This window comes from Allorhodopirellula heiligendammensis (genome assembly GCF_007860105.1).
GTDB lineage: Bacteria > Planctomycetota > Planctomycetia > Pirellulales > Pirellulaceae > Rhodopirellula > Rhodopirellula heiligendammensis.
The window spans coordinates 382520-405444 of the sequence record NZ_SJPU01000002.1 but is presented as its reverse complement, the minus strand read 5'-3'; the positions used below and the strand labels follow the sequence as shown (position 1 = coordinate 405444).

General features: G+C 56.7%; 16 protein-coding genes and 1 riboswitch. Of the genes, 11 read left to right on the top strand and 5 right to left on the bottom strand.

What is annotated here, in order from left to right; translation table 11 throughout:
* Positions 1–192 precede the first annotated feature (192 nt).
* The 10 genes from Poly21_RS11835 (at position 193) to Poly21_RS11790 (ending at position 12886) form a co-directional block, all read left to right on the top strand.
* Positions 193–396, top strand: a complete 204-nt coding sequence (locus Poly21_RS11835; protein ID WP_146407247.1) for a hypothetical protein — start codon at positions 193–195, stop codon at positions 394–396.
* Positions 393–1646, top strand: coding sequence for a DUF1559 domain-containing protein (locus Poly21_RS11830; RefSeq protein ID WP_146407246.1), 1254 nt, complete (start codon positions 393–395; stop codon positions 1644–1646). Before Poly21_RS11835 ends, Poly21_RS11830 begins: the two co-directional genes overlap by 4 nt.
* A 254-nt stretch (positions 1647–1900) precedes the next feature.
* Positions 1901–3691, top strand: a complete 1791-nt coding sequence (locus Poly21_RS11825) for a glutamine--tRNA ligase/YqeY domain fusion protein (RefSeq protein WP_302118741.1) — start codon at positions 1901–1903, stop codon at positions 3689–3691.
* Positions 3688–5076: a transcriptional regulator gene (locus tag Poly21_RS11820; RefSeq protein WP_146407245.1), complete on the top strand. Its 1389-nt coding sequence runs from the start codon at positions 3688–3690 to the stop codon at positions 5074–5076. Before Poly21_RS11825 ends, Poly21_RS11820 begins: the two co-directional genes overlap by 4 nt.
* A complete protein-coding gene (locus Poly21_RS11815; protein WP_146407244.1) occupies positions 5076–5633 on the top strand; it encodes an NUDIX hydrolase in 558 nt (185 codons plus the stop codon). The genes Poly21_RS11820 and Poly21_RS11815 overlap by 1 nt, the downstream gene beginning before the upstream one ends.
* 216 nt (positions 5634–5849) lie before the next feature.
* Positions 5850–7268: a putative sugar nucleotidyl transferase gene (locus Poly21_RS11810; RefSeq protein ID WP_146407243.1), complete on the top strand. Its 1419-nt coding sequence runs from the start codon at positions 5850–5852 to the stop codon at positions 7266–7268.
* 293 nt (positions 7269–7561) lie between these two features.
* Positions 7562–8368, top strand: coding sequence for a 30S ribosomal protein S2 (rpsB, locus tag Poly21_RS11805; RefSeq protein WP_146407242.1), 807 nt, complete (start codon positions 7562–7564; stop codon positions 8366–8368).
* A gap of 385 nt (positions 8369–8753) precedes the next feature.
* The gene (tsf, locus tag Poly21_RS11800; RefSeq protein ID WP_146407241.1) at positions 8754–9731 is read left to right on the top strand and encodes a translation elongation factor Ts; all 978 of its coding nucleotides are present in this window, start codon (positions 8754–8756) and stop codon (positions 9729–9731) included.
* Between the two features lie 217 nt (positions 9732–9948).
* Entirely contained in the window at positions 9949–12228 is a 2280-nt protein-coding gene (gene rlmKL, locus Poly21_RS11795; RefSeq protein WP_146407240.1) for a bifunctional 23S rRNA (guanine(2069)-N(7))-methyltransferase RlmK/23S rRNA (guanine(2445)-N(2))-methyltransferase RlmL, read from the top strand.
* A 262-nt stretch (positions 12229–12490) separates the two neighbouring features.
* A riboswitch (guanidine-III (ykkC-III) riboswitch) is annotated at positions 12491–12550 on the top strand.
* An 18-nt stretch (positions 12551–12568) separates the two neighbouring features.
* Positions 12569–12886 (top strand): DMT family transporter, encoded by a 318-nt coding sequence (locus Poly21_RS11790; RefSeq protein WP_146407239.1) that lies wholly within the window; start codon positions 12569–12571, stop codon positions 12884–12886.
* Positions 12887–13153: 267 nt separating this feature from the next.
* On the opposite strand, the gene Poly21_RS11785 is transcribed toward Poly21_RS11790, so the two are convergent.
* The 5 genes from Poly21_RS11785 to Poly21_RS11765 form a co-directional block, all read right to left on the bottom strand.
* A complete protein-coding gene (locus Poly21_RS11785; RefSeq protein ID WP_146407238.1) occupies positions 13154–13468 on the bottom strand; it encodes a TMEM14 family protein in 315 nt (104 codons plus the stop codon).
* Positions 13469–13868: 400 nt separating this feature from the next.
* Positions 13869–15308: a DUF1501 domain-containing protein gene (locus tag Poly21_RS11780; RefSeq protein WP_146407237.1), complete on the bottom strand. Its 1440-nt coding sequence runs from the start codon at positions 15306–15308 to the stop codon at positions 13869–13871.
* Positions 15305–17962, bottom strand: coding sequence for a PSD1 and planctomycete cytochrome C domain-containing protein (locus Poly21_RS11775; RefSeq protein WP_146407236.1), 2658 nt, complete (start codon positions 17960–17962; stop codon positions 15305–15307). Before Poly21_RS11775 ends, Poly21_RS11780 begins: the two co-directional genes overlap by 4 nt.
* Positions 17963–18075: 113 nt before the next feature.
* Complete coding sequence (locus Poly21_RS11770; protein WP_146407235.1) at positions 18076–19533, bottom strand: DUF1501 domain-containing protein; 1458 nt, start codon at positions 19531–19533, stop codon at positions 18076–18078.
* 38 nt (positions 19534–19571) lie between these two features.
* On the bottom strand, positions 19572–22022 hold the full coding sequence (locus tag Poly21_RS11765) for a DUF1549 domain-containing protein (protein WP_146408627.1): 2451 nt from the start codon (positions 22020–22022) through the stop codon (positions 19572–19574).
* Positions 22023–22381: 359 nt separating this feature from the next.
* Here Poly21_RS11765 and Poly21_RS11760 point away from each other — a divergent pair, with 359 nt between their 5' ends.
* Positions 22382–22924, top strand: coding sequence for a sigma-70 family RNA polymerase sigma factor (locus tag Poly21_RS11760; RefSeq protein WP_146407234.1), 543 nt, complete (start codon positions 22382–22384; stop codon positions 22922–22924).
* Position 22925: the final 1 nt, after the last annotated feature.

The window sequence follows — 22925 nt, the reverse complement described above, 5'->3', positions numbered from 1 at the left end:
CCTTAATCATTGCAGATTCTGACCAATAGGCGGCATCGGCCAGTACTGCGAGAGGCACTGCGGTGATTTGCTAGCAAAATCTGCAGCTGAACGTACGATCGTGTTCGAATAATTTCACTCGGATTTTCCTTGCTCGGGTGTGCGGTGTCCCCTACAAAGAGAGGGTTGCAACCTCGCTTTTGGGATTGAAAGGTGAACAAGTTATTAACCGATCGAGTTCTGTTGGTGATTGCGTCGCTGGTCGTCGTCGCATCGTTTTTTTCCGCCAGCACGGGATGCGGTCACCGTGGCGGCGTCGTCGGGGAGACGGACGAATTGAGTTACGAAGATGTGGAGGCTCAGATTCGTGCTGAAGACGAAGCGTCCGAGGCAGAGCATGAGGAACGCGGGCGATGAGTGCCGCACGCCGTCGCCCCGATGCCTTCACACTGGTTGAGTTGTTAGTTGTGATCGCGATCATCGGAGTGCTAGTTGGTTTGCTACTGCCGGCTGTCCAATCGGCTCGCGAAGCAGCCCGGCGGATGAGTTGCAGCAACCAAGTCAAACAACTGGGACTGTCCCTGCATAACTACCATGCCGCGTACCGCCAACTTCCCATGCACGGGACCGGGCCGACCAACGAGCGATCGCGACTCACTTCAGCCGCGGACAATAATAATGGCACCGGTTTCACGCGACTGGAGTTATCGTATCTCGTGGGTCTGCTGCCGTTTCTGGAGCAGCAAAGCCTGTGGCAAAAGATCAGCAATCCGATGATCGAGTCCGATGGTGATCGGTGGCCGGCGTTCGGTCCACGACCCTTGGTGCTGAAGTATCCGCCATGGTTGACCGAGATCCCAACACTCCGCTGCCCGAGTGACCCAGGTGTGGGTTTGCCAGCTCTCGGGCGAACGAATTATGCCGCCTGCACGGGTGACAGTTTTTACGATGCTGAAAACGGTGCGACGGTGTGGACGGGGCCCTCAACGGGCGGCCGCTGGCTCTATCAATCCGATCGACACGCGATGAATCGTGTCCGCTGCGGGATGCGTGGTTTGTTTGTGCCCAGATACTCAACGCGGTTTCGAGATTGCTTGGACGGGCTCTCCAACACAATTGCGTTGGGCGAGGTCATGACGGGGCTGAGTGATGGCAGTAATCGGACTATCGGGACGAGTGCCCCATCCAAAGCCAGTGGTGGCAAAAGTGCGGCCCAGTCCGTGGCTGATAACCCAAACCAGTGCCGCGACCTCGGTTTCTTTGCTCCCAACCGCCCTGGGTTTTGGGACTTGTCCGTGGTGACGACATACGCTCCGGTTTCGCAGCGTGGTTTCCGCTGGGCCGCCTTCCATACGCTGCAGTCGCAGTTCAATACGATTCGAGGACCGAACTCGCATCTTTGTTTAGTCGGAAGTTCGGATACCTACGGTGTCGCCCCACCGAGCAGCCGTCATCCTGGCGGCGTGCATGTGCTGATGGCTGACGGGGCCGTGAAATTCATTACGGAGTCGATCGACGCCGGGGACCCCAGTGTGCCCTGCGTGTACTGCGATCTGCTCAGTGGCGGCGCCAATAGTCCAACGGTGGCTGGCTCGACCAGCCCCTACGGTGTATGGGGGGCGCTCGGCACGCGTGCCTCACACGAAGTGATCGGGGCTGATTTCTAGCTGGGCATCGCTCCTTTGGCTTGAATTTCTTACCCGACGCGCAAGCGACGCAGTCGATCTCATGCCCTGCTGGCATTTCTGGTTAGGATGTGCTCCGTTGCACTGCGACAGCTGCTAAATAGCAGGCCGTTAACGCCAAAACGGATAATTTGGATGGACGAATTACGTTGTCATCCCAACAATGTGGAGCTGTCCAGCTAGGAACCTATCCGAATCGGCTCCAAGCGGTCACAATCTGAAGCACTTCATTTGACTTGTTCCCGATTCACCTGCTGACCTCCGCCGTGACCGCAAATTTTCGTACCGACGATGTGAACCCCGCCGACGACAACGGCGGTGATGAATCTAGCAACAACCCTGGAACTGCACGGCGACATTTTATACGCCAAGCGATTGACGCGGATCTCGCGGCGGGACGGTTCGATTCCGTATGTACGCGATTCCCACCGGAACCGAACGGGTATCTGCACATTGGACACGCGAAATCAATTTGCCTGAATTTCGGTTTGGCCCAGGAATTTGGTGGCACCTGCAACCTTCGCTTTGACGATACCAACCCGATCAAAGAGGACACCGAATACGTCGATTCGATCCAAGACGATGTCCGGTGGTTGGGCTTTGAGTGGGATAATCTGCACTTTGCAAGCGATTATTTCGACCAACTCTACGCGTGGGCAGAAAAACTCGTCCTCGATGGTAATGCCTACGTATGCGATTTGACTGCGGAGCAAACCCGTGAGTACCGCGGCACACTAACCGAGCCGGGGCGGGACAGCCCCGGACGCAGCAATACGCCAGAGGAAAATCTGGATTTGCTGCGGCGGATGAAAGCGGGTGAGTTTAAAGATGGCGAGAAAACGCTGCGTGCAAAAATCGACATGGCGGCACCCAATATTAACTTGCGCGACCCGGTCATGTACCGCATCGCCAATGTCAGCCACCACCGTACCGGCGACGCCTGGTGCATCTATCCGATGTATGACTGGGCTCACGGCCAAAGCGACTCGATCGAGAAAATCACGTTCTCGATCTGCACGCTCGAATTCGAGCACCACCGACCGCTGTACGATTGGTACTGCGACAAACTTGAGATTCATCATCCTCGCCAGATCGAGTTCGCCCGGTTGAACATCACTTACACCGTGATGAGCAAACGTAAACTGCTGCAGCTTGTGCGAGACAAACACGTTTCCGGATGGGATGATCCACGGATGCCGACATTGGTTGGCTTGCGCCGGCGGGGGTATACTCCGGAGTCGATCCGGGCATTTTGTGCTGATATCGGGGTAGCCAAGTTCAATAGCACGATCGACGTGGTGAGACTCGAAAACGCAGTGCGTGAACATCTCAACGAGGTCGCGCCGCGGCGGATGGCCGTGCTCGATCCGGTCAAACTCACGATCACGAACTGGGATGAGAACGACTCTGCGGTCGAGATGATGTCCGCAGTCAATAACCCTGGTGACGAGTCAGCGGGCAGCCGCGAAATTCCGTTCTCGGGCAGCCTATGGATCGAGCGAGAGGATTTCCAAGAAGACGCCCCCAAGAAATTCTTCCGCCTGAAGAAGGGCGGCGCCGTTCGACTGCGGGCGGGTTACATCGTTGACTGTCACGACGTCGTTAAAGATGCCGATGGCACGATCACTGAAATTCTATGTACCTACGATCCCCAAACGAAGAGTGGTCAAGATACGTCGGGACGCAAGGTCAAAGGCACGATTCACTGGGTCAGCTGCGGCCATGCCGCGGAGGTCACGGTGCGGAACTACGACCGTCTGTTCACGGCTGAAAATCCAGACAGCACCGCCGAAGGCAAAACCTTCCTTGATTATCTCAATCCTGATTCTCTCTCGGTGACCACTGCAATGGTCGAGCCGGAATTGGCGACGGCGGCCGTGGGCGACCGCGTGCAGTTTGAACGGCTCGGGTACTACATCGTCGACACTGACTCGCGCCCCGAGGCGTTGGTGTTCAACCGCATCGTCGGCTTGCGAGACACGTGGGCGAAGATTGCCAGCAAGGACCAACCCAAGGGCAAGAAATGAGTTCACCAGAGCCAAAGATCTCGTTGCCTGTCGTCGCCGCGGAGGATTATCGGCACGCTGTTGCGGGGGAGCCATGGGAATTGTGCCCCATTGCGATCACCGGCCCGATCCAACATCGCAGTTCGCCTCGGGATGACTCGTTCGAGGCGACCCGGCGTTTAGCCGAGATCTCTTTGCAAACACCACTTGATTACCCAGCCATCGGCGATGCAATCTTAGCGGGCGACCATGTGGCCTTGGCGGTCGACCCAAACGTGCCGCGTGTCGCCGAGGTCATCGCGGGTGTGTTGGACCTGTTGAAGTCTTGCGAAGCGGGGCGGGTCAGCATCGTCCTCTGGGCGGAGGCGTCCGATACATGCTACCAGTCGTTGACCCAGAGATTCCAAAACGTGGCACCCGAAGATATCGAATCTGGCTCTGCTCCGGGCGGGGACGCTCTCATCTCAGTGATGCGACATTGCCCACGTGATCGACGCGAAATGAGGTATGTGGCGGCCGACGCAGACGCCGAAGCAATCTACCTCGCGAGAGACTTGGTGGATGCAGATTTCACGATCCCAATTGTTGCCGCACGCGCCCGCGACGCGGCCGATCGGGCTGACAAAGCCGCTGTGTTCCCCATCTTCGCGGACGCATCGACGATGCAGCGTTATCAAACTACCGTTTCCATCGCCGATTCAGAAAGGATGGCCGAAGAGGTCAGTTGGCTCCTTGGGGTGCAGTTGCTGATGATGGTATCGTCAGACGCCGCAGGTAGCGTCGCGCGTATTCTGACAGGCACGCCCGAAGCCATTCGCGCCGAGCTCGATACACTTCATGCCGACGAGCAAGATGGCAGCGGTCGGAATGAAACCTGCCCACAGGCAGAGATGGTCGTTGCCGCGCTCGACGGCGATGCCAATGTTCAGACTTGGTCCAACGTCGCACGCGCCGCCGTCGCCGCCAGCGGTCACACCGAGGGTGACGCGGCCATCGTGGTTTGGTCGCAGTTGCGAGAACGGCCCAGCCCCATGTGGCAGCAAGAACTGAGCGATCGCAGGAACGACGCTGATTCCGATGGAATCGGGTGTGATGATTCTCACGAAGAGACTCGCGATGGGATCATCGAGCATGATTCCAGTTCCGCCTCTGCGAATGACTTCGCCGATTGGAGTACGGACCGAGCTTGGGCGCGGAAGCTGGGCCAACTCATCGAAAGTAACCGCGTGTTCCTGCATAGTGAGCTCGAGGATTCCGACGTTGAATCGCTCGGTCTGGGGATTATTAACTCCGTTGATGAACTGCACCGACTCGGCCAAACCTGCCAGGCGGCTGGCATGCTTCGCGCCGCCCAATTTCAAGCCAGCTCGATCGCCCGATCGGAAGCCGCGACCGAGGAAGGTTAATGGACCTGCCCCCTGCTGCCGGTCCACCGGCTCAGCGAATCGAAGATGCGTTTGCTTTCTGCCCCCGCTGCGCGGCGCCCAACCTCACGCCGGGATCGATCCCGTTCCGCTGTGGTAGCTGCGGCCTGGCAATTTATTTTGGTCCAGTCGCAGCCGTCGGTGCATTGATTTTGGATGAGGAAGGCCGGTTGTTACTGGTACGCCGGGCACGGGATCCCGGCATGCATCAATGGGGTTTGCCCGGCGGTTTCGTTGACCAAGGTGAGACCGCCGAACAAGCACTCCGGCGGGAGGTGCTCGAGGAAACTCAGCTGACCCTGGTGCAGTCGGAGCTACTCACGACCGGTCCGAATCGTTATACGCATACCGGGGCGACCGCCGATGTGCTGGACCTATTCTATCTGTGCCGCGTGAAATCGACTCAACCCGTTATCCTCGCTCCCAGTGAGCTGTGCGAGTATCGCTGGTGCGTTCCCGGTGCTGATATCCTGGGGAACATGGCGTTCCCGTCCAACCGCAAAGCGATTGAGCTATGGCTATCGCAGCGAGAGGGGTAGCTGTCTTGGGTCACGCTAGGTAAGTCAACGCATTGGGCCTAACGTGTGCTCATGGTCTGCTGTTGGTGACCCGACAGTACGCTGAAACAGAGTTCTTGCAGACCCGCTCGCCCAGCGACGTCAAACGATGCGCGGTTAACACAGATTCGGTTCACCGCGTTAAACTGCTGGGCGATCGACTTTTGCAAACCCGTCTACCCCGTCCGAAATAGCCCCATGCTGATTTACTGTTTTGAAGACGAACGTGTTGAGAAGCTGGCTCCTATCATCCACGCCCGACCGGCGTATGCGATCACCTGTGCTGGCTATCGCTTGGTGGACTGGCTCCATGAGCTGCAACGCCAGAGCAACGATGCTAGGATAGTCGGTGACGTCCGCAGCTACCTGCAGGCGATCCAGGTCGCTGACTACGGGCTGGACCTCGTGCCACATTCGATTGTATCTCCGGATCCGTCGGCAGCCGACATTTCCGATGTGTTGTTGGTCAATGCACGTTTGGTGCCGTCCGTCGGCAACCTGCAGAGCCTCCGTCAGCTGGTCCACGAGCAGCGATTCGCAGTCATCATGTCCTCCGGTGACGGCGGTGAGACTGAAATGGAACCGGATGGAGACGCAGAACCCACCAGCGCCGGCGTGGTGCTGGCTGCGTGGTTGCCCGCCGCCGAGGTTGCTAAGTCGCTTGGACGCGCAGCCAAAGTCGTGGCGGAACAAGTCGACGCGGCAATGAAGCTGGAGGGAGGACGTCGAAAAGCGTCGCGTGAGAGCGCCCCCACCCCTGCCTACGCCGCCCTGTGCCGGCATGCGGCAACGACAGCCAGTCGTTCGTCACTGCGGCTCCATGAATTAAGATGGCCGCACGACGTTGTCTCGGCGCACATGAAATGCATCAGTGGATCGATCGAATATCGAATTTCCGTGGGGAACTACAGCCAACTCGAAGATGGCGTGTTTGTCGGCGCAGGGGTCTCCCTCGGTGAGTACGAATCGATCCAGACAGCCGGCGGGGCGATTGTTCTCGATGATAACGTCCAGGTCGGCCCATTTTGTTATCTCGAAGGTCCCATGTATGCAGGCGCCAACACACGTGTGATCGAGCACTCCTCCATCAAAGATGGTGTCTCGTTGGGGCACACCGCTAAGATAGGTGGAGAGGTCGAGGCGTCTGTGATCGAGCCATTCACTAACAAGCAGCACCACGGTTTTCTCGGCCACAGCTATCTCGGTAGCTGGATCAATCTCGGGGCCGGAACGTGCAACAGCGACCTAAAAAACACCTATGGCAAAATCAATATCCAATATGGTGAAGAGAAAATTGCCACCGGGATGCAGTTCCTCGGTTGTATCATGGGAGATTACTCAAAAAGCGCTATCAACACGGGCATCTTCACAGGCAAGGTGATCGGCGTGTGCAGCATGATGTACGGGTTCGTCACGGGAAATGTGCCCAGCTACGTCAATTATGCTCGGCTGTTTGGCCAAACCTCGCTGTTGCCCCCCGAAGTGATGGTGAGCACTCAGGCTCGCATGTTCGCTCGCCGAAAGACGAAGCAGCGACAGGAGGACATCGATCTGATTCACGCGATGTACCACCGCACTGAGACCGAGCGGCTGCTTTCGGATCAACTGGGTTTTTGAGGCTTTCTCGAACTTTTGCGTCTCAGCAGCAGCCTGGGGGCTCGTCTCATTTTTCGAAATGCGTTGGGGTTGTGTAAAACCCATCGGTTTTCTAGCATTTCGCGTTCCCTCGAGCTGGAACGACGTCGATTCCAGCCAACTTACTTTTGTCTTTCATGTCCATTTGGTGGGGCGAAGGGCCGCAAGGCTCTGGAATCTCGTGTGCGGTTGCCTCCGTTCGCGTCCATTCTCGAACCCGATGTGAAAGAAACAACCTGGAGAATGCGCCGCGTCAATGCGGGCAAATCAAGCTGATGGCAAACGAAATTGTTAAAGAGATGATCGAGTCGGGCGTCCACTTTGGACACCGTACCAGTCTCTGGAACCCCAAGATGGCTCCGTACATCTTCGGTAAGAAAAACCAGATCCACATCCTCGACATCCGCGAAACGCTCCGTGGATTGCTGCGTGCCAAGAAGTATTTGTCGCAAGTGGCCGCTGGCGGTAGCTTGATTCTGTTCGTCGGTACCAAACGTCAAGCAGGCGAAGCCGTCGAAGAGCAGTCGCTGCGTTGCGGGATGCCATTTGTCAGCGAACGCTGGCTCGGTGGAACGTTGACGAACTTCCGCACCATTCGCAGTCGTCTGGGCCGTTTGGAAGAGCTCGAAGATCTGCGCAGTGGCGAAAAGATCAACGCCTACAGCAAAAAAATGCAGTCGTCGCTCAACCGTGAATACCGCAAAATGTATCGCAACCTGAACGGTTTGCGGACGATGAACCGTCTGCCCGAGGTGATGTTCATCGTCGACCCCGGCAAAGAGCGGAATGCTGTTCGCGAAGCAAAACGATTGGGCATCACGACTGTTGCCCTGATCGATACGGACAGCGATCCCAGCCAAATCGATCTGCCGATTCCTGGCAACGATGACGGCATCCGTAGCGTTGAGATGATCATGCGTGAACTCGCCGATGCGGTCATCGCAGGCAAGGGTGCAGTCCAGACTCAAGCATCTGACGCTGGCGCGCCAGCCGCTCAGAGCGAAGCTCCTGCTGCCACCGAAGCCCCTGCAGCAGCTGAGCCTGTCGCTGAAGCCGCCGCCAGCGAACCTGCTAGCGAGTAATACGTCTCAAAGGTTAGACGTCCGCTCAACCGTGTCACTTGCGAAGGTGGCACGGTATACCGCCCAGCGTCATCAAAAATGTGCGAGAGGTGGGATTTCGTCATCGAGCCGAGTGCCGTGAGGTACCGAACATTTCCCACCAGCATGCTGCCGCAACGGCAGCTCGTTTGATGAAAAAAATGACTGAGCTCGGACCCACGGCAACTGCTAGAGATATTCCGGGCGTTTGGGTTCCAGTCTAGATCATCAGTGTCGTTGCAGACGATTCGTCCCAGCGGACCGATGGCGCGACGCGGCTAACCGGATCGGCGCCCCTCCAGCGGTAGCCGACTGACACACAAACAAATACATAGATATCTGACACTTGTAAACTTAGGAAGCAAAGATGAGCATTTCTGCCAAAGACGTAAGCGAGTTGAGAAAGTCAACGGGCGCCGGCATGATGGATTGCAAAAAGGCACTCGAGGAATCGGGTGGCGATATGGAAGGTGCCCTCGATTACCTTCGCAAAAAGGGCAAGAAAGTCGCTGAAAAGCGTGCCGATCGCGATGCCAACGAAGGTGTTGTCGTGGTCATTGCCGAAGGTAAAAAAGGACTCCTGCTGGCCCTGAGCTGCGAAACTGACTTTGTTGCTAAAAACGAAAGTTTCATCGCATTGACCGAACGCATCGCTCGCTTGGCGATGGACAACGGTGCCGCGAGTGTCGACGAAGTCAATTCGTTGGAGATCGAAGGCACGACTGTGAAGGAGCATCTCGTTACCGAAACAGGCCGTACCGGTGAGAAGATCGAAGTTTCCGATGTCCAAGTCGTCGAAGGCGAAAACATCGCTTCGTACATTCACGCCGGAAGCAAGATCGGCGTGCTGGTATCCTACAAAGATGGCGGTAAGGACGAAGCACCTCAGTTCTTCCGTGGCGTAGCGATGCACATTGCCGCGATGAAGCCTTCGATCCTACACCCTGACGAATTCGATGCCGAGTTTGTTGAGAAGGAAACCGAAGCTCTCAAGGCCCAAATCATTGCTGAGAACGAACTCAATGAGAAGGAAAACCTTGGCAAACCGGTCAAGAACGTGCCCCAGTACGCCAGCCGTCGCCAACTGACGCCTGCCGTCCTGGCCGCGACTGAGGAAGCGATCAAGGCCGAACTGAAAGCCGAAGGCAAACCGGAAAAGATCTGGGACAAGATTGTTCCTGGCAAGCTCGAGCGTTTCATTGCCGATAACACTGCATTGGATCAAGAACGCTGCCTGCTGAGCCAGTTTTACGCTCTTGACGATACGAAGACGGTTGAAGTGGCTGTTAAGTCGCTCAGCCCCGAAGCTGAGATCATCGAGTTCAAACGCGTTGCCGTGAACTGAGTACCCCGGCTACTCGTCATCGTCGATATTCATGTAAACGGCTCTGGTTTCACTGGAGCCGTTTTTTTTGGTCTGTCCACGATAATTACCTGCACGAGCCTTGTTATGATCGCTTGGCGTTGACGGAGGGGATCCCGGGGCTAACGTCTACTGCCCAATCGAGTTATACCGACGGCATTCACCTGTACCTACACCTGCTTTGGACAATGAGTTCCTCATGCACTCTCAACAACAAGAATTGGATCTCATCGCTGCGTGTGCCTTTGGGCTCGAAGCGATCGTACGACGCGAACTCTCTGGGCTGGGGATCGACGCCACCATCGGTGAATCCGGACGAGTGCATTTCCGCGGTAACCTGGAGACAGTTGCCAAGGCCAATCTATGGTTACGCTGTGCTGATCGAGTACTGATCCGCGTTGCGGAATTCGCTGCCGCTGACTTTGACGCCCTGTTTGAAACGACCAAAGCGATTAGCTGGGGTGATTGGATTCCCGTCGATGGTGAATTCACGGTCACTGGCCGCAGTGTGAAGTCGACCCTGACGAGCGTGCCGGCGTGCCAGCGCGCGGTCAAACGAGCGATTGTCGATGCGATGCGTCGCGATCATGCTACCGAAACCCTGCCTGAAACGGGGGCATCGTACCCGGTCGATATCGCATTACTAAAAGATACTGCCACCATCACGATCGACACGACGGGGCGTAGCCTGCACCGCCGTGGATACCGCTCCGCCGTCACGGCCGCACCGCTCAAAGAAACCCTCGCTGCAGCCATGGTGATGCTGAGCTATTGGAAGCGGGATCGGCCGCTCGTTGATCCGTTCTGTGGCAGCGGCACGATTCTCATCGAAGCAGCGATGATCGGCCGCAACATGGCGCCAGGCCAATCTCGCGAGTTTCGATTTGAGCAGTGGCAGGATGCACCGCGTGAAGCGATCCTGCAGCTTCGTACGGAGGCATTGCAAGGCGTGCTCGAGCCACTGCCGCAGCGACTGCTCGGCAGCGATACTGATTTTCGGGTCCTGCGGTTCGCTCGCGAAAACGCCGAGGCGGCGGGAGTAACGGCCGACGTGCATTTTGAGACTGCGGATGTTCGCGATTCGCGTAGCAGCCGGCGGTTCGGATGCCTGATCACCAACCCACCCTACGGCATGCGACTCGGTCGTGACTGGGAGATTGAAGAACTCTACGCCGCGCTGCCCAATGTTTTACGGCATCTACCGACATGGTCCTTCTATTTCCTGACTTCATTTTCCGCGTTCGAAAAGGTGCTCGGTCGCAGCGCCGATCGTCGGCGCAAGCTTTACAACGGCCGCATTGAGTGTACCTACTACCAATTTCAAGGTCCCAAGCCAGTCGCGGATTCGCCGCGCACATCGGCGTCGCCTGACACCGCAGTAGCGTCTGAGGTAGTGCCAGCTGCGCCGGAGAGAGTCGACGACGCTAGCGGTGATCGCGAGGCACAGTCAGTTGCCTCTGAGCCGCAGCTGGAGAAATCCCCGCGACCGTATGTGCACGCCGTTGGCGAGGCTGCCTTTGGTGCATTGGCGGATAACGCACAGCACCAAGCTGACCTGTTTGCGACGCGGCTGCGGAAACGTGCCAAGCATTTTCGGAAGATGATGGCGCGGCGTAACATTACTTGTTTCCGTCTTTATGAACGTGACGTGCCCGAAATCCCACTGGTCGTGGATCGTTACGAAAACTACCTTCACCTGAGTGAGTTTGAACGGCCACACGATCGCGACGCCGCTCAACATGCTGCTTGGTTGGATCTCATGGCCGCCACTGCCGGCGAGGCACTCGATGTGCCCAAACAGAACGTGTTTCTGAAACGACGTTCACGCCAGCGGGGAAACACCCAGCACGAGAAGATCTCGCAAACCGACCAAAGGATTCCTGTCCAGGAAGGTGGTCTCACCTTCCTGGTTAATCTTGCGGACTATATCGATACCGGGTTGTTTCTGGACCACCGCGTCACGCGTGGTATGGTTCGCGAACAGTCTGCTGGCAAGCATGTTCTGAATCTTTTTGCGTACACCGGTTCATTCACTACCTACGCGGCCGCAGGCGGCGCCGCATCGACGACGAGCGTCGATCTCTCGCAGACCTACCTCGACTGGGCACAAGAAAATCTGAAAGCCAACGGTTTGAGCGGCCCCCAACATCAGTTCGCGGCAATGGACATCGGTGAATTCATTCGCCGCCATCGGACCGGTGAGGTATATGATCTCGTCATCTGCGACCCACCCACGTTCTCCAACAGCAAACGCACCGATGAAGACTGGAACGTGCAAACCGACGCCGTGCCATTGCTCAACAACATTCTGAAACTGGTCCGACCGGGCGGCGTGATCTTCTTCTCCACCAACTTTCGCAGATTTAAGTTTGATATCGAGTCGCTCACCGCGACCGCGATCCATGAAATCTCCAAACAAACGGTTCCTGACGAGTTTCGCAATCGCCGCATCCATCGCTGTTGGCGAATCGAGAAGTAGAGGACCGGTCGCAGGCAACGGAGGTTTTTACTGACCTCTCCCACGGGAAGCCCCCAACCCTTGGAACACAACGTCGGCAGGCGTACACGGCTGAGTAAGAGAAGAACGCGGTCGAACTCATAGTCAATCAAGGAACATCGAATCTCTGGTGACCGCTAGCTGTCCGAGGGCGCATGCGATGAAACGCAGTACTCCGAGCGAGGGCGGAATCTCACGCGGCTGTCTTGACAAATCGATCGATGCGGCCCACAACTAGTCATCGTGATTGCCATTCAGGCCCGGACGATGTGCGACGTACCCGGTTAAGATAAGACGACGCATCCCTCAAAGGAGCGTTATCATGTCATGGGTTTTTCTCGTTATCGCAGGTCTCTTGGAAGCTGGCTGGGCGATTGGCCTCAAGTATACCCACGGCTTCACAAAGCTCGTTCCGAGCGTGCTGACCATTCTGGGTATCATCGCGAGCATGTATCTGCTCGCGCTTGCTGCTCGAACTCTTCCTATCGGGACCGCCTATGCCGTTTGGGTTGGCATCGGCACCTTCGGCACAATTGTCTTAGGCATGACGTTCTTGGGCGAGCCCGTGAACGCCGGACGTGTTTTCTTCCTCATCCTACTGATGGTGTCCATTATCGGATTGAAATTGACCGCACACTAAACGAGTTGACGTTCAATCGGACCTAAGGATGCCAGACGTAGCGTTCGAGTGATTTGACTTCTTCTTTGGAACAGACGCTGTATGGATGGAGTCAAGTTCGTCGCTAAGATGCTGTGTCCCTGGGGGCCGTGTCCCTGGGCGCCTGTCCCTGGGCGCCGTGTCCCTGGGGGCCGTGTCCCTGGGGGCCTTGTGGTGGTGACGTCCCTTTCGATGGTGGTCGGTGACGAGGACTGCGGTGCTCTCGTCACGCATTTGGATCGGCCTAGTCTAAGCGACCAAACGGAAAATGAGCGTGCCGAGGGTGATCAATCCCAGGATGACGACCAGCAGGTTGGGCATGATTTTGAACTTTTTCCGTAACGACGCGCCAAACTGGGCAACCAATAGCAGCGAAACTACCATCCCTAGAATGGCACCTGCTGTGATCCCTCGCGCCATGAGGAACGCCGAGAGCAGAAGCAGGCCGCCCGTGATGCTGCCAGCGATCAAAGATGCCTTGCTCGAAGCTTTGACATAGCCCATGACTCCTCCGAAGACGACAAATGCTCCAAAGATGGCTGTTACGATTACCGGAAAGTCCACACAAATCTCTTTAATTTAATTGCTAAGTCGGGGTAGGTAGGATTTGGCGGAGTCGTCCATTGGTCCGTCCACCCAAGCTGCCTTTTCGCTCGATTGTAGGGAGTCGTCTGTGTTTCACTCCACCCCCGACATGTTGTTTGCTGAGATTTTGAGCGAGAAGCCAAGCGATTAGGATCTTGGTTAGCACCCTAGCCGGACTGGACGCTGCCGAACGTAGGCATGTCGATTGTTCGGTAGGTGAGCCGACACGCGTCAGCGGCCGGGCTGGCGGTGCTGCCCAGTGTCATAGAGCTCTCGGCTCAAAAGCGTCGTTGACGTTGATTACTCCAATGGTCAGTCGATGCCCAGCGGCTAGTGTAGTCATCCGCAAAGAGCTTGACGTGGATGCATAGGACCATGATTAGATCAAGACTTCTTTCACGACGCGGGCATGTTCCACGCCGGTAAGTTTTTGATCGAGGCCTTGGAACCGATAAGTGAATCGTTCGTGGTCGATTCCCAGGCAGTGCAGCATTGTCGCGTTGAGGTCACGGATATGGACTCCATCTTCGGCGATGTTGTAAGCAAACTCATCGGTTTGACCGTGTGAAATTCCACCCTGAATCCCACCACCAGCCATCCACGTGCTGAAGCATCGCCCGTGGTGATCGCGACCGCTGCCGAGCGCACCCTGGCTATAAGCGGTGCGGCCGAACTCGCCGCCCCAGATGACGAGCGTATCATCCAATAATCCACGATTTTTCAAATCGGTGACGAGCGCCGCCGACGCCCGGTCGGTATCGAGGCACTGGGCGCGGAGATGGGGCTGGAGACTGACGTGTTGATCCCAGCCACGGTGGAAAAGCTGAATGAACCGCACATCTCGCTCGGCCATGCGGCGGGCCATCAGACAGTTAAATGCATAGGTCCCGGGCTGGCGGGCGTCCTCGCCGTACATTTCGAATGTGTGCGCGGGTTCATCCGAGAGATCCGCAATCTCTGGAGCGGCGGCCTGCATCCGGAACGCCATTTCGTACTGCGAAATGCGAGTCTCTATTTCCGGATCCCCGCTGGTCTGAAATTTCAGCCGATTCAGTGCGGCTAAATCGTCGAGCTGCTCGCGGCGGTTCTCGCGTGTGATGCCGGCGGGATCGTTCAGGTACAGGACGGGATCACCGCTGCTGCGGAGCATGACGCCCTGGTGACTCGACGGCAAAAATCCGCTACCCCACAGCCTCGAAAAGATTGGCTGACCAGGGTTCTTGCCGTTGCCCTGGGAGAGCAGCACCACATAGGCCGGCATGTTTTGGTTCTCGCTACCGAGACCGTAGCTCGCCCATGCCCCCGCACTGGGCTGGCCAGGAATCTGAGAGCCTGTGTTGATGTAAGTAATGCCCGGATCGTGATTGATCGCTTCCGTATTCATCGAGCGGACGATGGCGATGTCATCGGCAATCTTTGACGTGTGAGGAAGCAGGTCGCTGATCCATGTCTCGCACTCTCCGTGCCGGGCGAAGTTGCCGATCGGTCCGCAAACCGGAAACCCTTTTTGACCCGCTGTCATTCCCGTCAACCGTTGGTCACCACGGACGCTCGGTGGGAGCTCCTCGCCGTGTTTCTGTTCAAGTACGGGCTTGTAGTCAAACAGGTCGATGTGCGACGGGCCGCCAGACATAAATAAGTAAATGACGCGTTTCGCGGTCGGTGGAAAGTGCGGCAACCCTGCAGGTGTGCCCATGGCACTCGCGATTGCACTTTGATCGAGCATTGATCCCAGGGCCAGACCACCGACACCGCCGAACGCTCGGCTGATGAACGTACGGCGAGAGGCTGATGCAAGTTGCTGCATGTTCGTACTCATTCGCGTGTGATCGTTTCGTCAAGGTTGAGAATCAGCGATGCGACCGAGCTCATCGCAGCGATTTGGGGATAGTCGCTGATCGCTCCGTAATTAATGTGGCCAGTACGATCAGTGCGCTGGACCGCGGCGCTATCCACGGCATTCATAGTTCGAGAGTCTTGGCGCCCCAGGTAACTCGCGGCCCGATCAGGCGACGCAGTGAAATATGCCAATTGTCGCTCATAGGCGGCACTTAAAATCTCTAGCTCATCAGGGGATGGATTTCGTGCGGTGGCAAGCCGAAAACCATGACCAATCTGGGCGACCACGGACTCGCCGGCGTTCAACATCCGCATCGCGAGTCCCCGTGAGGCCTCTACGAATTGGGGTGCATTCATCAGCACGAGAGCCTGCAGCGGCGTGTTGGTCAGCGAGCGTCGCACGGTACAGGTCTCGCGACTGGGAGCGTCGAAAGTTGTCATCACAGGCGGCGGCGAAGTGCGTTTCCAAAACATGTAGAGGCTGCGGCGATACACTTCTTCGTCGCGGTCAGCAAAGTAATGCTGCGCCGAGAAAAAGCCGCCGTAGCCAAAGTGGCTGACCTCTTTCCATAGCCCCAGTGGCTGCGGTGGGTACACACTGGGGCCACCCACGGCTGTGTTGAGCAATCCTGCAATGGCAAGTTCACTATCTCGAACGGCTTCGGCGGAGAGGCGAAAACGTGGCGCTCGAGCATAGAGTCGGTTATACGGATCCACCTCCAGTAACTCCTCGTCGACATTGGAGGATTGGCGATAGGTCCGCGACATCAGCATGCGTTTCAGTAAGTCGCGCACATTCCAGTCGGACTCCAAAAACTCGGCCGCCAACCAATCGAGCAATTCCGGATGCGAAGGCCATTCGCCTTGCGAGCCAAAATCTTCGCTCGTCTTGACGATCCCTGTTCCAAAGAGCATTTGCCAATAGCGGTTTACCGCCACCCGGGCGGTGAGCGGATGATCGGGATCGATCAGCCAGTCGGCCAACGCGAGGCGGTCTGCGCGGGTCGAAGGTGGCAGGCTTCCGAGGATCTCCGGGATCCCTGGATCGACAATTTCGCCGTGTTGGTCGTACTGGCCACGCATCAGGATGGGGGTCAGGCGATCGGCAGCGTCCTCGTTCATCACCATGACCGATGTCTTCCCAGAGGCGAGAGATTTTCGCAGCAGATCGATCTCCCCATCGATACTCGCGACGAGTTTGCCCATGTCCGTGTTGGCTTTGCCAAACTCAGCAGCGACTAAGTTTTGGTCTTCTAGGCTGCGTTCCTGGTCCGGCTTCCGCAACGCAGCGACAAGGTCGAGTTGCGGAGGAAATTCGCTGGCAGCGAAAAATGGCATCGGCAACGCACGTGATACGAAAGTCGTCACGGCTTGGGTTACCAGACTGGCGTCTGCCTTCGCGAGCGTTTCACGTTCCCACACTTGCCTGGCATCACCGAGCAGATTTTCCGGATTTGCTTTGGCATGCTGGAGTGATGCGATGCGTGACTCCAGTGACGCTCGAAATGCGGCGTCATCCGGCAAGATGGGATCGACGGAGATCATTGGTTTCGTATTACCGTTGACCCCGCCTTTGCCTGGTTCGGTGGATGTATTGAAGAACGCAAAGAATCGATAGTAGTCACGCTGAGAAATCGGATCGTATTTATGGTCGTGGCACTGGGCACAGCGCATCGTTAAGCCCATGAACGCAGTCGCGACGGTGTCGACTTTGTCGATAATGGTGGCTACCCGGTATTCCTCTGCAATCGTTCCCCCTTCGTGCGTATTCATGCTGTTTCGCAGAAAACCAGTCGCGATCTTTTGTTGCTCAGTCGGGTTGTCCATCAGGTCACCAGCAAGCTGTTGACGGATGAACTCATCGTACGGCAAATTATTTTGAAACGCCTGGATCACCCAGTCTCGCCACGCCCACATGTCGCGGTGGTCATCGATCGAATAACCATTCGTGTCAGCGAAGCGCGCGACATCGAGCCACTCCATGGCCATCCGCTCAGCGAACTGCGGACTGTCCATCAGGTGGTCGATTGTGGTTTCGTACTCCAACTCGGGGTTTTTTAGAAACGCGTCGACCTGCGCCAGGGTTGGGGGCAAGCCGGTTAAATCGAGATACAAGCGGCGGACAAGGGTTTCGGGTGATGCCTCGGGCGAGAAACCCAGATCGCTCTGCTCTAGTTGAGCGGCAATGAATCGGTCGATCACCCCGGTAGTCGTCATCGTCGCTGGTGGCTCGGGCCGCTGTATCGGTTCAAATGCCCAGTGTCCGGTGAACTCGGCCCCATCTTCGATCCATCGTGTGAGTAGGTCAATTTCCTCGTCAGTGAGCGGGTTCTTGTGCTCTTGAGGCGGCATCCGCATGTCCACGTCATCGTTGGTGATGCGCAGCACTAATTCGCTCGCATCGGGATCGCCGGGAACGATCCCGGCATAGCCGCCTAAGTCGGCGAAGGCACCTTCGCTGGTATCGAGCCGGTACCCTGCATCACGATTTTGCGAGTCTGGGCCATGACACGCAAAACACTTGTTTGACAAGATTGGGCGAATATCGCGATTGAAGTTCAGCGGCTGCCGCGTTTCAGCGATGGCTGCGGACGCCAATAGAAATAGCGGCAAGAACTGAAATAATTTTATCATGTTGGTCTCTCGCCTAAGCAACAGCGACTGGATGTCTGGAGTAACCGTGGCGTGCGTCCGAGTCTGGAAAGCCCCGGCTACTCACAGTAGGTGTCGATTCATCTGCAGTTAGCCTATGCAAATAGCCTTTCGACACTTTGGCCTTTGCCGTCGCTGGTGACATAGAAGGGCCGTCCTTCAATCTCGAAGCCCGTCCGTGGGCTGATACCCATGGCGGTCATGATCGTGGCATGCAGGTCCTCGATGCTGACGGGGTCCTCGATCGTGACAAGCGGTCGCTCAGGGGAGGTCGCTCCGTGAAGATGACCGCGTTTGATTCCTCCGCCAAACATCAGCACGCTTGATCCCGCCGTGAAGTGCCGGTGCAACCCATAGTGTTTCAACTCGGTCATCTGGTCTCCTTTGAATCGGGCCTGGTCGTTTGCATTGGAGCCCGGTTGTCCCTCGGTCAATGCATCCCGACTGAATTCCGACGCTACGATGACCAGGGTTCGATCCAGCAGATTGCGTGCTTCTAAATCCAGGATCAACTGAGCGATCGGACGATCGATCTCGCGGTGCATTCGCTGCATCGTTGTGTGTCCGTCGTTGTGAGTGTCCCAGTTCAAAAAGGGAACGTACTCCGTTGTCACTTCGACAAAGCGGGCACCCGACTCAACCAGGCGTCGCGCCAGCAGGCAACCTTGACCGAACCTTCCCGTGTCGTACTTTTCATAGCTGTCGCGTGGTTCCAGCGTGATGTCGAACGCTTTTCGATCGTCGCTACTGAGCAGGCGATAGGCCGCATCCATCGACTGCAGCATCGATTCCTGGTGATAATCACTCATCCGATCACGATCGGGACTAGCGTCGACCAATCGCCGGAACAAGCGATTTCGGTCGGCAAACCGCTGCGACTGCATACCTTTAGGAGGGCGCACGGACACCGCAGCTTGATCTGGGTACGGCAAATTCATGGGGCCGAATTCGCTACCGAAGAACCCGCCCGTCGTGAACGCCTTCAGCTCCTCACTCTCACCGACACCCTCGAGACGCTGACCAATGTTAATAAAGGCGGGCATCACTGGGTTAGGAGCTCCCAACACCCTTGCCATCCACGCACCGAGGTGTGGTGTCGCTACTGTTTGCGGGGGAACATAACCAGTGTGCCAGTGAAACTGGTGGCGTGAATGCAGAATACTGCCCAGGTCGGGTTGCACGTGAGAACGAATCAGCGTGCCGCGGTCCATGACCGCAGCGATGTTCTCGAGCCCTTGGCAAATCTTGATGTGATCCACCGCAGTGTCGATAGCGGGAAATGTGCTGAGCATATCCTTGTAAGACAAGCCAGTCTCAAACGGCATGTACCGTTTGGGGTCAAATGTGTCCGGCGCCGCCATGCCACCACCCATCCACAGCAAAATACACGCGTCGGCGGTAGGGCGAGGATGCTCGATTTCGCCTAGTGTGCTGTCGGCGAGCACCTTCGGCGTCCCCGCTGCGAGGGCCGCCGCACCTGCCGCTGACAGCCGGCGCAAGAAATCACGTCGCACAATCGATTCGGGGGCGGCTGGGTCGGTTTCGAAATTCATGAGACGTCAGACGGGTTGGTGGGTGGTCGTCGGCAAATTCAGCGAACGGTCAAGAATTCAGGCAACATGCAAACTGCCCACATGGCGTCTTGCACGTCGGCAACGCTGGGCTGATCCCCGAGCGAGGCACGCAATAGGCCTTGCTCTGGAACAGTGGGTGGACGTGAGAGTGCCGCGAGAAAGAGATTTTGAATCAAGCGATCTGTATCGCTTTCGCTGTCAGCGAGCAAGCGTTGAGCGCCGATCGCAAACGATCCCGCCAAAGTCGGCTCGTTGGCCAAGTCAATCGCCTCAAGCGTGGTAACCGTATCGGGTCGCATTGACACAATCTGTTCACGCATCGGACGTCCCAGGGACTTCATTAGCGCCGTATTCTTCAATAGTGAAGTGCGGACCATGGGCGTGTCACTACCACTGACCGCAGCGGCGAGCAGCGTGGAACCTTGGTCCTCGATCACACGCGTCCACGCAGCCACCGGCGAAACTACCGTGACGCTCTGCCACGTATCTCTACCAATCGTATCTGCATGCAGCGTATCATCACGAGGCGATGGTACCTCACTGCTATATTTCCACGTGCCGTCGGACTGGATCGACACCTGTGTCTCATCCGCCAGGTCCACTCGCGCGTCGAAGAAAAAGCCCGCGGGGTTAGGATTGTCGGTATCGTTTGTTACGACGGCCTCGAGAACATTGTTCCCCTTGGCGAGATGCTGAGCTAAATGAACCGACTGCGGTTTTGTCCAGTCACTGCTTTTGCTAACCAGCTTTTGGTTGATGAACAGTTCAAACCGATTGTCACAGGTAATCACCGCACCGCCCGCGATCGCTGAGTCAGGCAGGTGGATCTCTTTCCGCAGAACGATGGTTTGATTTCCAGGCACCGTTCCATTGGTGAGCTGTCCCCATATCCACTCCCCAGTGAGCTCGAAGCGATCCGTTGTTTCGAGATCAGCGAGACGGCGAACGATGGGGGCATCGAACTTGCCAGGAGCATCTCCGGTCAACTGCCAAATACTGTCGAGAAACTGCTCAGCCGTCATCCTCCTCGCCCGCGGCCCACGGAACACGTAGTCATCACTGGAGGGGCGTCCATCGATGACTTCAGATCTCGATTGATAGGCGGCACTCGTCGCAATTCGCCGCAGTGTCGCTTTCAAGTCGTAGCCGCTCGCAATTAGGTCCGATGCTAGATAATCCAGCAGGTCCTCGCTCCAGGGTTCGTTCTTCATCGAATCGAGTGGATGGACGATGCCTCGCCCCATCAGGCAGTACCACAAGCGATTGACAATCGTTCTCGCAAAACGCCCGTTTTCTGGATGGGTCATCAGCGCCGCGAGCTGTTGAAGTCGCTGCGGACGTGGCGCGTCGGGATCGACTTGCCCTAACTCAGGAAACAGCCAGGCTGCCTCTGCAGTTTCGCCTGTCGGTTTGTCACAACGGTGCAGTTCCAGAGTTTCCTCCGCGTAAATTGCAGCTAAACCATACGCATCTTTCAATGTCCAATGATCGACAAAACTATCATGGCACGACGCGCACTTCATGTTGATGCCGAGGAATGATTGCGAGATGCTCTGCGAAAACTGAATGGGCAACGTCTGGCCCGCACTGACTTCCCCCCGCCACTTGATGCCGTCGATGTAGCCTTGACTCTCGGAGGTCGGTGGTGCGATCAATTCTCTGGCCAATTGATCAAAGGGTTTATTGTCCAGCAGCGATTGATACAGCCACGCGCTAATCTGTGTGCGACCGCCCGTAATGAATCCCGTGCCGCTGTAGTCGTTACGCAATAAATCGTTGAAGAACGTGAGCCAATGATCGGCGTATCCAATCCGATCGGCCAGCAATTGATCGATGACCCGTTGTCGTTTGTTTGGATCTGAATCCTCGATGAAGGCGTCGAGCTGTTCGCGGGTGGGCAGTAGCCCGATCAGGTCCAACGACACCCGCCGCAGAAAGACACGGTCGTCAACGGATGGTGGTCGAGTGAGATTTTGCTCAGCTAAGTAAGCATCCAAAATACGATCGATGGGATGATTCCGATCCTCTTGCGGGGCCGGGAGGTGTGGGGTTCGCGGTCGTAGTGGCGGCTCATACGTCTGAATCTCGAAGGTGAAATCCTCGTCCCAATTCACGTCATTCTCAATCCAGCGCCGCAGCACTGCGATCTCATCTGGACTCATTCGCGGCCGATCGGCGGGGGGCATCTGGGAATCAGGATCCGATGACGCTACCAATTCCAATAGATAGGAAGTGTCAGGGTCGCCGGGTTCGACGAATCCAGAATCCAGCACGTCCGCTCGGGTATTAAATGAAAAGTCGCCTTTCGCTTCCCGGCCCCCGTGGCAGTGGGTGCAATTGCGTTTCAGGATCGGAACGACCTCATGAGCAAAGTCGACCGCCGCCGAGTCTGTCACTGCCAACGCGATTCCGGGGGATGCCCACAGGCATCCAATGACTGCAGTAATTCGGAAACCCAGACTCAACATAGATAATGCTTGGAAGGCAGGAGCTGACATTTCGTCGCACGAACGAGACGTCAAGAAGGTGGGCTCGGAATCTCTATTCCGAGGATCGTGGGACCGCCTCCATCATAAGCGCTCGCGATCAAGTCGGCAAACGCTGAGAAAGGAGATAAACCGGTCGCCATTAACGAGCTGCCGACTTCGAGAACCTCGCTCACAGGCTTCATTTGGATTGACCTTTTTTTATTGGTGGTCGGTAATTTCTCTCCGTTGTGGAATATCTTAGTACACGGGGCAAATAGCACACCCAGGGCAGATGGTGCCCCTCGTGGCATGTGCCCTGTGGCAATTGCTTCCACGCAGACGAGCAAGCATCGCTTCCTATGTCGGATCGAGACACCCAATACAACGAATTTGTCATCTTGCTCTCGCGGCATGACCAAGCGATTCGGCGATTCGTCCGGTCTTTGTTGCCGGCCCCCGAGGGCGTGGATGACGTCGTGCAAGAAACCGCGTTGGAATGTTGGAAGAAATACGGTGAATTTGCGCCGCAAGATGCAGCGGATTCCTCGAATGAATTCATCCGTTGGGCCTGCGTTGTCGCACGCTATAAATCGCTTAGTTGGCAACGCGATCGCGCTCGCGATCGTCTTGTGTTTCGCGAGAGTGCGATCGAATGTCTGGCCGAGACGGCCATGGAACAACTCGACCAGCACGAATCGGAGCGTCGTGCGGTCGAACTCTGCTTGGGAAAACTGCGAGCGGCGGAGCGACGGCTGCTGTTGAGTGTTCATACGCCGGGGCAATCCGTCGCTGGTATCGCAGCCGAGACCGGTGCACAGCAGCGACGGTTGTACAGCAAAGTCAATTCATTACGCCGGCAGATTCTTGAGTGTGTTCAAGGACGCTTGGCTGGAGATGCATAAC

Excerpts from the sequence above, each read along its gene's own strand:
- Poly21_RS11830 (WP_146407246.1), top strand. The coding sequence starts at position 393 with ATGAGTGCCGCACGCCGTCGCCCCGATGCCTTCACACTGGTTGAGTTG.
- Poly21_RS11820 (WP_146407245.1), top strand. The coding sequence starts at position 3,688 with ATGAGTTCACCAGAGCCAAAGATCTCGTTGCCTGTCGTCGCCGCGGAG.
- Poly21_RS11815 (WP_146407244.1), top strand. The coding sequence starts at position 5,076 with ATGGACCTGCCCCCTGCTGCCGGTCCACCGGCTCAGCGAATCGAAGAT.
- Poly21_RS11810 (WP_146407243.1), top strand. The coding sequence starts at position 5,850 with ATGCTGATTTACTGTTTTGAAGACGAACGTGTTGAGAAGCTGGCTCCT.
- rpsB (WP_146407242.1), top strand. The coding sequence starts at position 7,562 with ATGGCAAACGAAATTGTTAAAGAGATGATCGAGTCGGGCGTCCACTTT.
- tsf (WP_146407241.1), top strand. The coding sequence starts at position 8,754 with ATGAGCATTTCTGCCAAAGACGTAAGCGAGTTGAGAAAGTCAACGGGC.
- rlmKL (WP_146407240.1), top strand. The coding sequence starts at position 9,949 with ATGCACTCTCAACAACAAGAATTGGATCTCATCGCTGCGTGTGCCTTT.
- Poly21_RS11790 (WP_146407239.1), top strand. The coding sequence starts at position 12,569 with ATGTCATGGGTTTTTCTCGTTATCGCAGGTCTCTTGGAAGCTGGCTGG.
- Poly21_RS11780 (WP_146407237.1), bottom strand. The coding sequence starts at position 15,308 with ATGAGTACGAACATGCAGCAACTTGCATCAGCCTCTCGCCGTACGTTC.
- Poly21_RS11775 (WP_146407236.1), bottom strand. The coding sequence starts at position 17,962 with ATGATAAAATTATTTCAGTTCTTGCCGCTATTTCTATTGGCGTCCGCA.
- Poly21_RS11770 (WP_146407235.1), bottom strand. The coding sequence starts at position 19,533 with ATGAATTTCGAAACCGACCCAGCCGCCCCCGAATCGATTGTGCGACGT.
- Poly21_RS11765 (WP_146408627.1), bottom strand. The coding sequence starts at position 22,022 with ATGTTGAGTCTGGGTTTCCGAATTACTGCAGTCATTGGATGCCTGTGG.
- Poly21_RS11760 (WP_146407234.1), top strand. The coding sequence starts at position 22,382 with ATGTCGGATCGAGACACCCAATACAACGAATTTGTCATCTTGCTCTCG.